10 protein-coding genes and 1 pseudogene are annotated in these 12,993 nt (G+C 34.4%); 6 read left to right on the top strand and 5 right to left on the bottom strand.

Translation table 11 applies throughout. From position 1 onward, the window contains the following. The first annotated feature begins 118 nt into the window (after nt 1-118). Complete coding sequence (locus BSU00_RS06430) at nt 119-1,894, top strand: chloride channel protein (protein WP_105003641.1); 1,776 nt, start codon at nt 119-121, stop codon at nt 1,892-1,894. Between the two features lie 21 nt (nt 1,895-1,915). Here BSU00_RS06430 and radA read toward each other — a convergent pair. From radA to panC, 4 genes and pseudogenes are all read right to left on the bottom strand, one after another. Next, nucleotides 1,916-3,279, bottom strand: a pseudogene (radA, locus tag BSU00_RS06425) (DNA repair protein RadA). A 35-nt stretch (nt 3,280-3,314) separates the two neighbouring features. Beyond that, a complete protein-coding gene (locus tag BSU00_RS06420) occupies nt 3,315-4,259 on the bottom strand; it encodes a lysylphosphatidylglycerol synthase transmembrane domain-containing protein (RefSeq protein ID WP_105003640.1) in 945 nt (314 codons plus the stop codon). 2 nt (nt 4,260-4,261) lie between these two features. Continuing rightward, entirely contained in the window at nt 4,262-4,612 is a 351-nt protein-coding gene (gene panD / locus BSU00_RS06415; protein ID WP_105003639.1) for an aspartate 1-decarboxylase, read from the bottom strand. Between the two features lie 48 nt (nt 4,613-4,660). Beyond that, complete coding sequence (gene panC / locus BSU00_RS06410; RefSeq protein ID WP_105003638.1) at nt 4,661-5,506, bottom strand: pantoate--beta-alanine ligase; 846 nt, start codon at nt 5,504-5,506, stop codon at nt 4,661-4,663. Between the two features lie 96 nt (nt 5,507-5,602). Between panC and BSU00_RS06405 the strand changes: the two genes are divergently transcribed. The 3 genes from BSU00_RS06405 to glmS are packed head-to-tail and all read left to right on the top strand — an operon-like array spanning nt 5,603 to nt 9,960. Further along, nucleotides 5,603-6,421, top strand: a complete 819-nt coding sequence (locus BSU00_RS06405) for a glycogen/starch synthase (RefSeq protein ID WP_105003637.1) — start codon at nt 5,603-5,605, stop codon at nt 6,419-6,421. A 5-nt stretch (nt 6,422-6,426) separates the two neighbouring features. Next, nucleotides 6,427-8,085, top strand: coding sequence for a DUF4270 family protein (locus tag BSU00_RS06400; protein ID WP_105003636.1), 1,659 nt, complete (start codon nt 6,427-6,429; stop codon nt 8,083-8,085). A gap of 18 nt (nt 8,086-8,103) precedes the next feature. Then, on the top strand, nt 8,104-9,960 hold the full coding sequence (glmS, locus tag BSU00_RS06395; protein WP_105003635.1) for a glutamine--fructose-6-phosphate transaminase (isomerizing): 1,857 nt from the start codon (nt 8,104-8,106) through the stop codon (nt 9,958-9,960). Nucleotides 9,961-10,014: 54 nt separating this feature from the next. Here glmS and BSU00_RS06390 read toward each other — a convergent pair whose 3' ends face one another. After that, nucleotides 10,015-10,971: an endonuclease/exonuclease/phosphatase family protein gene (locus BSU00_RS06390; protein ID WP_105003634.1), complete on the bottom strand. Its 957-nt coding sequence runs from the start codon at nt 10,969-10,971 to the stop codon at nt 10,015-10,017. 328 nt (nt 10,972-11,299) lie between these two features. Between BSU00_RS06390 and BSU00_RS06385 the strand changes: the two genes are divergently transcribed. After that, complete coding sequence (locus tag BSU00_RS06385; protein ID WP_105003633.1) at nt 11,300-11,632, top strand: hypothetical protein; 333 nt, start codon at nt 11,300-11,302, stop codon at nt 11,630-11,632. A 114-nt stretch (nt 11,633-11,746) separates the two neighbouring features. Next, on the top strand, nt 11,747-12,943 hold the full coding sequence (hflX, locus tag BSU00_RS06380; protein ID WP_105003632.1) for a GTPase HflX: 1,197 nt from the start codon (nt 11,747-11,749) through the stop codon (nt 12,941-12,943). Nucleotides 12,944-12,993: the final 50 nt, after the last annotated feature.

Here is a 12,993-nt window from a genome sequence, read left to right as displayed (position 1 = left end):
AAAAACACCTTCTATTTTTTTGAAATAAATCCGATTTGCTCTGTATTTTGGATAGTATTACTTACATTTATTCTTTGTATATTTTTTAAGGCAAGAATAGTAATGTATTTGTAACTCGATGATAAAGACAAAAAAAATAGTTAAAAATCTACTTGTTTGGAGATACAAAGCAATTTCTGAAAGACAATTTGTGTACTTTTTAAGTATTTTGGTTGGTTTCTTAGCCGGAATCGGAACACTTTTACTAAAAAATCTAACCTATTTCTTCCAGTCTGTACTAGAGGGTAAATTTATCAAAGACATACACCATTCTTTGTATTTTATTTTCCCTGTCATAGGCCTTTTCTTAGTGTATTATCTCCGAAATAAAGTAATCAAGAAAGAAATTGGCCATGGCATACCTTCCACATTACATGCTATTGCTATGCGAAGTGGAATCATTGAAAAGTATAAGATATATGCATCATTGCTTACTGCTCCGATAACAGTAGGATTTGGTGGTTCAGCAGGGTTACAAGGACCTGCTGTGAGTACAGGTACTGCATTAGGGTCTACAATCTCTCAATTGTTTAAAATGCCAACTAAAACAAGAATGCTTCTTATAGGCTGTGCCACTGCAGGAGCTATGTCGTCGATGTTTAAGGCTCCGGTTGCAGCCATTATTTTTGCCGTTGAAATTTTTAGTTTAGACCTTGCTTTCGCTTCTTTAGTTCCTTTACTTTTGGCCTCTGTATCTGCGGTAATTACTTCGTATTTTTTTTTAGGACAAGATGTCTTATTGGGATTTGAATTGAAAGATCAATTTGTAATAACCGAGACATTCTATTATGTTTTGTTAGGAATCGGTACAGGGGTAGCTTCCGTTTATTTTTCTAAGATATATTTTAAAATTATACGATTCTTTACTCGGTTTAAAAGCAAGTTTTATAGGTTGATAGTAGGTTCGATTGCAATTGGCACGATGTTGTATTTTTTACCACCGCTATACGGTGAAGGTTATGACATTATTAATAACTTGTTAGAGGACGATGCGGTAAAGGTTCTTGAAGCGATACCATATACTATAAATTTAGATAACATTTGGATGGTGATTGTGTTTTTGTTGCTCATCACAATATTTAAAGCAATAGCCATGACTACTACTTTTGCAGCAGGTGGTGTCGGTGGAATTTTTATTCCTACTTTGGTTATGGGCAGTTCTCTTGGAAATGTTTTTGCAAAAATTATCAATGCCTTTGGCGGTAATGTTTCTGAAAGCAACTTTACATTAATTGGTATGAGTGGTCTTATGGCAGGGGTGCTACACGCACCATTAACAGCAATTTTTTTAATAGCTGAAATTACTGGAGGATATGAATTATTTGTTCCTTTAATGTTAGTTGTTGCGATTTCTTTTGCCATAACTAAGTATTTCGTGTCCAATTCTATTTATACTTACGAATTGGCAAAACGTGGAGAATTGATTACACACGATAAAGACAAAAACGTGATGCTACTATTGCATATGGATACATTAATTGAAAATAATTTTGTGCCCATACATCCAAACATGACCTTGGGTGAAATGCTAAAATCTGCAGTAGCTAAATCTTCTCGAAATATTTTTCCAGTTATCGACGATCAAGAGCATTTTTTAGGTATTGTATTACTAGATGATATCCGACCTTTAATGTTTGATCAAGAATTATACGACACGTTAACCATTCAGGTTTTGATGAAGCAGGCTCCAGCTGTAATTTTTAGTGAGGATACTACAGAAACAGTAATGAAAAAATTCAAGAAAAGTGATGCTTGGAATTTACCTGTTGTGGAAGATAAAAAGTATGTTGGATTTATATCCAAATCAAAGTTGTTATCGGCCTACAGAGCTACATTGATAGAACTGACCCAATAAAATTCGTATTTTTCCAGCTAATTATTCGGCAAAAAGTGTGGCAAAAGCCTCTTCAATTTTAGTTACAAGTAAAATTTTAATGTTGGTTTCTCGAGAGGATATTTTATTGTACTTAGAGGTCACCATAGTTTTGTAGCCGAGTTTTTCTGCCTCTATGATACGCTGGTCGATTTTTGAAACAGGTCTTATTTCCCCTGCCAAACCTACTTCTGCTGCAAAACAAACATTTGGGTTAATTGGTAAATCTTGGTTAGAGGATAAGATAGCAGCAACGACAGCTAAATCTATTGCAGGATCGTCTACATGGATTCCACCAGTGACATTTAAAAAAACATCTTTTGCGCCTAATTTGAAACCAGCTCTTTTCTCAAGCACTGCCAGAATCATATGAAGCCTTTTTAAGTTATAGCCGGTAGTTGTTCTTTGTGGGGTTCCGTATACTGCTGTGCTTACTAAAGCTTGGATTTCAATCATCAGAGGTCGTATTCCTTCCAAAGTAGATGCAATTGCAGTTCCACTCAAATCTGCATCTTTCTTTGAAATTAATAGTTCTGAAGGGTTTGCGACTTCCCGTAATCCATTCGACAACATTTCGTAGATTCCTAATTCTGCAGTAGACCCAAATCTATTTTTTTGCGATCGTAATATACGGTAGGTATGGTTTCTGTCACCTTCAAATTGTAAAACAACATCTACCATATGTTCTAAAATCTTTGGTCCTGCAATATGTCCTTCCTTATTTATGTGTCCTATCAATAATACTGGAGTGGCTGTTTCTTTGGCAAATTTGATTAATTCTGCTGAGGTTTCTCGAATTTGTGATATGCTACCAGGAGATGCTTCAATGGCATTAGTATGCAAAGTTTGAATAGAGTCTATTACTAAAATTTCTGGTTGAATTTCTTCAATAGTTTTAAATATTTTTTGCGTATTTGTCTCCGTTAAAATCAAACAATTTGAATGTAGTTCCTCCAGTCGTTCTGCACGCATTTTTATTTGTGATTGACTTTCCTCTCCAGAAACATAAAGTACTTTTTGCCTTATTTTTAACGCTACTTGCAAAAGCAACGTAGATTTACCTATTCCGGGTTCTCCCCCGAGTAAAACAACTGCTCCTTTTACAATTCCACCTCCCAAAACAGTATCCAGTTCTTTATTGGTAGTTGGGATTCGTTCTTCAGCATTTAAAGTTATGTCTGCAATTCGCAACGGAGTGGAGCTAAGTGTTTGCTTTTGCGGTTTGGTTTTCCAATTCCTTTTTTCTTCTTTTTGAATTACTTCCTCTACAATGGTATTCCATTCCTTACAAACAGAACATTGCCCTGTCCATTTTGCATGTTGTGTACCGCAATTTTGACAAAAAAAGTAGTTTTTATTTTAGCCATAGAAAGCATCGGATTTACTTACAAAGAAAAGAAAACTATTTATTTTTATTGTAGACAGGCAAGAGTAAAAACGCCAATCCTCCAAAAATAATAATCATTGCCGTTTGTGCAGCCCACATAACGCTTCCAAAGGCAACAGCGGTTTTGCTGGCGATTCCAAAAAGTGTTAAAGCTGCTCCTACGGCAGCTGGGTATGCTCCTAATCCTCCATTGGTAGCTGCAATGGCAAAACCACCGGCAAGAAAGCCAACTAAAACTCCTCCAAATGGAACTGTTAAGCCCTCAATAGCTGGAACCGTTGCCCAAAACATTGCTACGTACATTACCCAAATAAAAATAGTGTGTAAAATAAAGGGCCATTTGTTTTTCATCTTGAAAATACTCGTTACTCCCTCCGATAGACTGAGCAAGAAATTTTTTAATTTAAAACCTATGCCTGTAGTTGCATTTTTTAGATACCTTTTAAACAAGAATATCCCTATTGTTAAAGCGGTAATCGCTAAGAATATTTTAACAGGATCGAAATTTTCTACTACTAGATTGTAAATAAAGTCAAATTGAAAAAAAAGAGTAATTAAAATAACGATTAGCATCATTACTAAATCTGCAATTCGTTCTGCTACGATAGTGCCAAAACCTTTTTCAAATGGTATTTTTTCATAGTTGGCCATTACCGCAGCTCTGGATACTTCCCCTCCTCTCGGGATAAAAATATTAACTAGGTAGGCAACTAAAACAGCCATAACACTGTTTAAAAAATCGGGTTTGTAGCCCATTGGTTCGAGGAGGTATTTCCATCGATAAGCTCTGGATAGATGGCTTAATAATCCGAAGAATAACCCCAAAAATACCCAAGAATAGTTAGCACCTTTAAAATACTCCAATAGCTCCTTAGGAGGAACGATAGTAAAGGAGTACCAAACCAAAAAACCACCTAATCCTAGGGGAATCGCAATTTTTAAAATCTTTTTCACATCCAATGTTAACCTAATGTATTATCGGACTCGTTAGGAAAAACGAGTTTTGGCTTAAAATTTTTTGCTTCCTCTAGTTCCATAAACGCGTAAACAATAAGTATCAATACATCACCGCGCTGCACTCTTCTAGCTGCAGCTCCGTTAAGCGTGATTTCTCCACTCCCTCTTGGCCCAGGTATGGCGTATGTTTCTAGTCGTTCCCCGTTATTGTTGTTAACTATTTGAACTCTTTCTCCTTCAATAATACCAGCTGCATCCATTAAATCTTCATCTATGGTGATACTTCCAATATAATTTAAATCCGCACCAGTAACTTTTACCCGGTGGATTTTAGATTTTACTACTTGAACTAACATATTACAAAAATAAATGTTTTTACCTATTAATCTTTTATTTTATAAATTTTATTGAAGCGAAATATTGTCTATCAGTCGAATATCTCCCGCAAATACTGCTATGAAAGCACGGTACTTCTGATGGAGCTCTTTTTTTTGCACTGTCTGTAAATTACTTGTATCCGCAATACAAAAATACTCCAACTGCAATAATGGTTCTTTTTCGAAAACTTCCTGCACCCATTGGTTTAGATTTTGAATGGTTTCGTAAGGGAATCGTTGTTGTACCTCTTGTAAAGTTTTGTATATCAAAGGCGCAATTTCTCGGTGTTCTCTAGTTAAACGAGCATTTCTTGAGCTCATAGCCAAACCATCTTTCTCCCTTAAAATAGGCTGTCCTTTAATGGTCACAGGGATTTTTTCTTGGTTTACGAGTTGTTTTACTATTTGCAATTGCTGAAATCTTTTTCTTCCGAAATACGCCTTGTTTGGTTCGGTTATTTTAAACAATTTTTTCACGATGGTTCCAACACCATCAAAATGTCCTTCTCTATGCTTACCCTCCATTTGAAATTCTAAACCATTAAAACTGAATTTTTCCGCCGCCAATTCACCTTCATAAATGTCTTGAGTAGTTGGGTAATACAGAATGTCACAACCTACACTTTCGAGAAGATTGCAATCTTTATTAAAGGTTTTTGGATATTTTTCTAAATCTTTTTTATTGTCAAATTGCGTAGGATTTACAAATATACTAACCACAGTTATGTCATTTTCTTCTTTTGATTTTCTAACAAGGGATAGGTGGCCATCATGAAGGGCCCCCATCGTAGGCACAAAACCAATAGTTTTATGCTCTTTTTTATATTTTGTTAAAGTAGCTCGTAAAGCAGTTTTTGTTTTAAAAATATCCATCACATTCGAATTGAAAACGAGCAAAATTAGCAATTTAACATCATTTTAGCATAAAAATTCGTACTTTTGCAACTTTATATAAAAGAGTTCGATTCAATGAAGGATAAGAGAATATTATATGTTTCCTCAGAGGTAACCCCTTATTTACCAGAAACAGAATTATCGTCAACAGCATTTAATGTTGCAAAACAAGCGCATTCAAAAGGAGTTCAAACCCGTATTTTTATGCCTCGTTTTGGTGTGATTAATGAGCGTAGACATCAATTACATGAGGTTATTCGCTTGTCTGGTATGAATCTTATTATCAATGATATGGATATGCCTTTAATTATTAAAGTGGCATCCATTCCAAAAGAGAGAATGCAAGTTTACTTTATTGATAATGATGAGTATTTTAAACGTAAAGCAGTGTATTCCGATGAAGACGATACCCTTTTTAACGATAACGACGAGCGCATGATTTTCTTTGCGAAAGGAGTTGTCGAAACAGTTAAAAAATTAAATTGGGCTCCAGATATTATTCACGTTCACGGATGGTTAGCGTCTTTATTGCCTCTTTACCTGAGAGAATTCTACAAAGAAGAACCATTGTTTACAGAAAGTAAAATTGTTACTTCACTATACAATAATGGATTTGATGGAGAACTCAACCAAGAACTTGCTACAAAAGTTCGTTTTGATAAAATCAGTGAAAAAGAAGCTGCTACATTTGAAACACCAAACTATATTAACATTCTTAAAAGTGCCATTGATAACTCTGATGCTATTGTAAAGGGAAGCGCTGTTTTACCCAAAGAAATAGAATCTTATATTTCTAATGGAGACACTAAAGTATTAGAGTTTCAGTCGGAAGAAAACTTGACAGAAGCCTATTTGGAATTTTATAAAGAAAATGTTTTAGAATTAAGCGAATAAAAACAATGATGAAGAAGATAGGTGTTCTTAGTCTAAGCATTTTATGTTTGACTACCTTAATTTCGTGTGAAGAAGATTTTAGTGATATAGCAACTAATATTGTTGACAATAATAAATTTTTAACTAATCAAATAGATTTAGAAATTGAGATTGAAGAGGTTGATTTAGAAAGCGTACGAGCAGATAATATAGGTACTACGATTTCAGAATACTGGCTTGGTGTGTATAATAGTGGCGATTACAAAAAAATTGAAGGATCATTCATTTCCCAATTAGGTCTTGCAAGTAACCTAAAAACGAAAGATGTTTCTCCTGCTGAAAATGAAACAGTTCAAAGCCTAAAAATTGATTCAACATTTATTCTAGATCAAGTTATTTTAAAACTACCATATACTGCAACCAATATTGGTTTTTATGATGATAGGCAACCAAAATTTAAATTGGATTCTATTTTGGGTGATACTTTAAAACCTGTTAATTTAACGGTATATCAAAGTGAAACATTTTTAAATAGTCTAGATCCAAACGATCCATCACAAAGTAATTCTTTTCCCTCCAACTACAATTATTTGCAAGGAAACATTTTAAGTGAAGAAGTTTTTTTAGAACCAAGGGCAGTAGATACAATGCTTGTTGTAACGAGGCATCATGCAAACGGTTCAACTTTTAAAACAGAAGAAAAATTAGAACCTGTTACGGGTCCGTTTTTAGCTATTCCTTTGCAAATAGAAACAATGAAAGAATTGTTTTGGGATAAATTCTATGACACTGAATTTTCATCAGAGGAACTTTTTAAGGATTATTTTAGAGGTATTATAGTAAAGGCGCAAGGGGAAGATGGTTCCATGGTCCCTTTAACCCTATTAGGTCAAGCAAGTGTTGATTTTTATTACACCATAACAAGACAAGAAATAAAAGAGGGAGAAGACGTTTTAACGCACAAAGACACGGTACCTTCAAAATATTCTTTTCCCTTAGCAGGTGTGAAAAATAGTATTTATGCGATGTCCCCTGCTACTACTCCTCCTCCAGATAATAATTTTCTAATACAAGGAACTGCAGGTACTATGGCTTCTATAAAAATTAAAGGCGTTAGTCTAGAAAAGATTAAACAAGAAGATTCAGAAAACCCTATTTTAATTCATCAAGACAAAGATTCTAACCAAGACGGTTATTTGGATCTACAAGAGTTAGCTTCTATTAAGGATGAAACAAATAATAACCTCGGTTTGTTGGTTAATGATGCAATGTTGAACTTTTATGTTAATCAAACAGTTAACCCAAATTCGTATATTTTGCCACAAAATTTATTGCTTTACACAACTGATGCAGAAGATAGCCCAATCCAACTTTCAGATACTTACAGAGAACCAGATTATTACGGAGGTAATTTGTTGTTGGATGAACAAGATAATCCTGAGAATTATTCGTTTAGAATTACGGACCATATAGCGAATGTGATAAACGGTAATTCATCAGATAATAATCCCTTAATTTTAAAAGTTTACAATCCCACAGATGATCCAACAACGAATGGGGTTTTAAATATTAATGTATCAACCTATAATTGGAATCCTAGAGGGGTTACTTTGTTAAATAACGACGAACAGTCTCATGGAACCAAAAGAGCGGTGTTACGCTTAACATATTCAGAGAGAAAATAGAAAAAACAAAAAATTATTATGTGTGGAATAACGGGGTATATAGGGTACAGAGATGCTTATCCTATTGTTATTAATGGTTTAAAACGACTAGAATATCGAGGATATGATAGTGCTGGTATCATGGTTTATGACGGAGAGCAAATACAATTGTCTAAAACCAAAGGTAAAGTATTTGATCTTGAGGCTATTGTTTCTAGTGATGGAGCAAAAAAGGAAGGGAAAATAGGAATAGGTCACACCAGATGGGCTACCCATGGTGTGCCAAACGATGTAAATTCCCATCCACATTTTTCGCAGTCTGGAGATTTAGTTATCGTTCATAATGGTATAATCGAAAATTACGATACTCTCAAGAAAGAATTAGTTGCTCGAGGATATACTTTTCACAGTGATACCGATACTGAGGTATTAATTAATTTAATAGAGGAAGTTAAGAAAACAGAGGGCTGTAAGTTAGGTAAGGCTGTACAATTAGCGCTTACTAATGTTATTGGAGCTTACGCAATTGCCGTTTTTGACAAGACAAAACCAAACGAATTGGTCGTTGCTAAATTAGGAAGTCCAATAGCGATTGGAGTTGGCGATAAGAACGAGGAGTTTTTTGTAGCGTCTGATGCGTCTCCATTTATAGAGTATACTAAAAATGCAATTTATTTAGAAGATGGAGAACTTGCTATTATAAAAAAAGATAAGGGTATAAAAGTTCGAAAAATTGATAATGATAAGGAAATTGATGCCACTATTCAAGAACTTCAATTAAATTTAGAGCAAATAGAAAAAGGAGGTTACGACCACTTTATGCTGAAGGAAATACACGAGCAGCCTAAAGCGATTGTCGATACGTATAGAGGTAGAATGCTAGCTAACGAAGGAGTAATTCGTATGGCAGGGGTTGATGATAATTTATCTAAGTTTTTAAATGCAGACCGAATAATTATTGTAGCCTGCGGGACATCATGGCATGCAGGATTGGTTGGAGAGTATCTTTTCGAAGACATGGCAAGAATCCCTGTCGAGGTAGAATACGCCTCTGAATTTAGGTATCGAAACCCTATAATCACCTCGAAAGATGTTGTTATTGCGATTTCACAATCGGGCGAAACTGCAGATACGCTTGCTGCTATTAAATTAGCAAAGTCTAAAGGAGCATTTGTTTTTGGTGTTTGTAATGTCGTTGGTTCTTCGATCTCGAGAGAGACCCACGCGGGAGCATATACCCACGCAGGACCAGAAATTGGAGTTGCTTCAACAAAAGCATTTACAACGCAAATAACAGTTCTTTCTTTAATTACATTAAAATTAGCACAAGCAAAAGGAACCTTATCTACTTCCACAATCAACGGGTACTTACAAGCCTTACAACAGATTCCGAATCAGGTGGAGAAGTTATTGGCTATAGACCCTCTGGTACGTGATATCGCTGATGTATATAAAGAAGCTACAAATTGTTTGTATTTGGGTAGGGGATTTAATTTCCCGGTTGCTTTGGAAGGAGCACTGAAATTAAAAGAGATTTCTTACATCCACGCAGAGGGTTATCCTGCTGCAGAGATGAAGCATGGCCCTATTGCTTTAATTGACGAAAATATGCCTGTTTTTGTTATTGCAACAAGTAAAGGGCACTATGAAAAAGTAGTTAGTAATATTCAAGAAATAAAATCGAGAAGTGGTAAGATTGTTGCTATCGTAACAGAAGGAGATGTAACGGTTAGAGAAATTGCCGATCACGTTATAGAAATACCAGATACTGACGAAGCTTTTACACCTTTATTAACAACAATTCCATTACAACTTTTATCGTATCACATTGCAGTGATGCTTGGTAAAAATGTAGACCAACCAAGAAATTTAGCTAAATCTGTAACTGTTGAATAAGTAAAAAATAGATAATAAATAACGCAATAAAGCTTTTAGATATTTCTAAAAGCTTTATTTTTTCTCAAATGTTACGTACACTGGAAAATGGTCGGAATAACCACCTTTATACCATGGACCTATGTAAGTTCGCAGAGGGCTTCCTTTATATTTTCCTTTTTGAATTTTCATCCAAGGCTTTTTAAAAATACTAGCTTTTTGAAATGCAAGACTACTTTTTTCATTAAAAAAATTTCTAGATAAAATGATTTGATCAAATAAATGCCATCTACCATAGTAGTTTAGAGATCCAGAATTTCTCTGGTGTAAGTCTTCCATCGGATTAAAAAAGTCTTCTTTTACCAAATAATCTTTTATACTTTCACTAGAGGGGTCATCGTTAAAATCGCCCATTATAATGAATTTTGGATCTGCTTTTTCATTTGCTTTTATTTCTTGTATTTTTTGTCGCACAAAAGTAGCGGCTTCGACACGTCTTGCGTTTGTTTTTGCCTTGCCCTCTAGCCTCGATTGCCAATGATTTACGAGTATATAAACTAAATCACCATGCAAAACACCTTTAACTTCTAATAGATCTCTGGTATAGTCTCGTGTGCCGTCTTCGTCGTAAAAATGAAAGGCATGTGTTTTAGAGGACAGTACGGTAAACGAGTCATATTTATATAACAAAGCCACGTCCATACCTCGTTCGTCCAAAGACTCAAAATGTATAAATTTATACCGATGCTCTATTAAATTCGGATGTGCTGTTAAATCTTGTAAAACTTCTGCGTTTTCAACCTCAGCCAATCCTATAATTGCAGGAGGTGTAGCTGTGCTATTGGTTCCTATTAGCGATACGATAGAGGAAATATTTTTTAATTTTCTAAGATATTTTCTTTTCGTCCAGTGTAATTTCCCTGTAGCAGTAAATTCATTATCATTGGTATACGGGTCATTTTTTGTGTCAAACAAATTTTCTACATTATAAAATGCTACAGTAAGGAGGTTGTTGTTTTTATTTTCACACATTAGTACAGCTAAATTTTGCACAAGTTACAAACTATAGCAACATATTCATAACGTGCAATTCTATGTTTTTATCATTAAATTCTATTTTTTGTAAAAGAATTCGAAAAATATGGCCGAACAAGGCGATTAAATTCCATACTTTTTACAGCTGCGATATACAGTATGCAATATGAAGCGAATATAAATAGAGTATCGAATTACAAAAACATAACCTCTTTGCAATATTTTAGTAATATTTTTTTGTTTGTTGAAGAACAGTGTTTTATCATATTTGTATAGAATTTAATCATACAAATTCACTAAAATAAATCCTATAAAATTTAAAAAAATGAGAAAATTATTTTTATTTATTCTGCCATTACTCCTTAGTGTAACTGCATTTGGAACTAATGAAAACCCTGAAAAGAGGGAAATGAGATCTACTATTGTAAAACTTTTAGGAAAAACAAATTTTACCATTGAGGAAGAACTTAGCACAACAGTTGTATTCGTTATAAATAAAAAAAGTGAGATCGTTATTGTAGACATTCAATGTTCAAATACTGAAATTTGCAGTTTTATCAAGCAAAAACTAAATTACAAAAAAGTAAATGTTAAACAATTAAAAGAAATAGAGGTCTATAAAGTTCCTCTTCGGTTTTCTAGAAATCACAAAAATTAATTAAACAACCCCACTAATTTGGGGTGTTTTTTATATTTTTTGAACTGTTTTCTTGATATAAAATGTAAATCTTAGTAGAGAGGTACGTCTTAATATTTTGTACTTTTGCTGCATATGATAGAAACAAGAAAAGCGATATCAGAAAAAGCGGTTTTAATAGGTATTATTACCCAAACGCAAGATGAGGAAAAGTCTGAAGAATACCTCGATGAGTTAGAGTTTTTAACTGCCACCGCAGGAGGTACTGCGGTAAAGCGTTTTGTGCAAAAGTTAGAAAAACCAAACCCCAAAACATTTTTAGGTTCCGGAAAATTAGACGATGTAAAAGCGTATATAAATGTACACGATATTGGTACCGCAATTTTCGACGATGAATTGTCGCCTGCACAATTGCGAAATATTGAGAAGGTTTTGGACTGTAAAATTCTGGATAGGACCAATCTTATCCTCGATATTTTTGCCAAACGAGCACAAACTAGTTCTGCAAAAACACAAGTAGAATTGGCCCAATACCAATATTTACTTCCAAGATTAACTCGTCTATGGACACACTTAGACAAGCAAAAAGGAGGTATCGGTATGCGTGGTCCTGGAGAAACAGAAATTGAGACCGATAGGCGAATTATTAGAGATAAAATCACCCTGTTAAAGAAAAAATTAACAACCATTGACAAACAAATGGCTGTGCAAAGAAAAAATAGGGGAAAGATGGTTCGGGTGGCCTTGGTTGGTTATACCAATGTTGGTAAATCTACTTTGATGAATGTCATCAGTAAAAGTGATGTTTTTGCTGAAAATAAATTATTTGCAACATTAGATACCACGGTTAGAAAGGTTGTTATCAAAAATATTCCTTTTTTGATGACCGATACGGTAGGTTTTATCAGAAAGCTACCTACGCAATTGGTTGAATCTTTTAAGTCGACTCTAGACGAGGTTAGAGAAGCAGACTTACTTTTACATGTTGTGGATATCACCCACCCAAATTTTGAAGATCATATTGCATCGGTTCATAAAATCTTGAGTGAAATTGATAGTGCTAACAAACCAACTATTATGGTTTTTAATAAAATAGACGGTTACACCCATCAAATTATAGAGGAAGATGATTTGTTAACGGAAAAGACCAAAGCTCATTATACTTTAGAGGATTGGAAGAAGACTTGGATGAATGATTTGCGGCAAAATAGTGTGTTTATTTCTGCTTTGGATAAGCGTAATTTGGAGGAATTTAAAGACGTCGTATACGATGCCGTAAAAAGTATTCACATACAGAGATTTCCGTATAATGATTTCTTATATCACGAATAGATTAGGGGATTTTAACGGTTTATGATGGTGAAATCATTGCCGTGGTTTAT

Origin of the sequence: Tenacibaculum sp. SG-28, from assembly GCF_002954385.1 — a bacterium.
In the GTDB taxonomy this organism is placed as follows: domain Bacteria; phylum Bacteroidota; class Bacteroidia; order Flavobacteriales; family Flavobacteriaceae; genus Polaribacter.
This window is presented reverse-complemented; position numbering and strand designations above follow the sequence as displayed.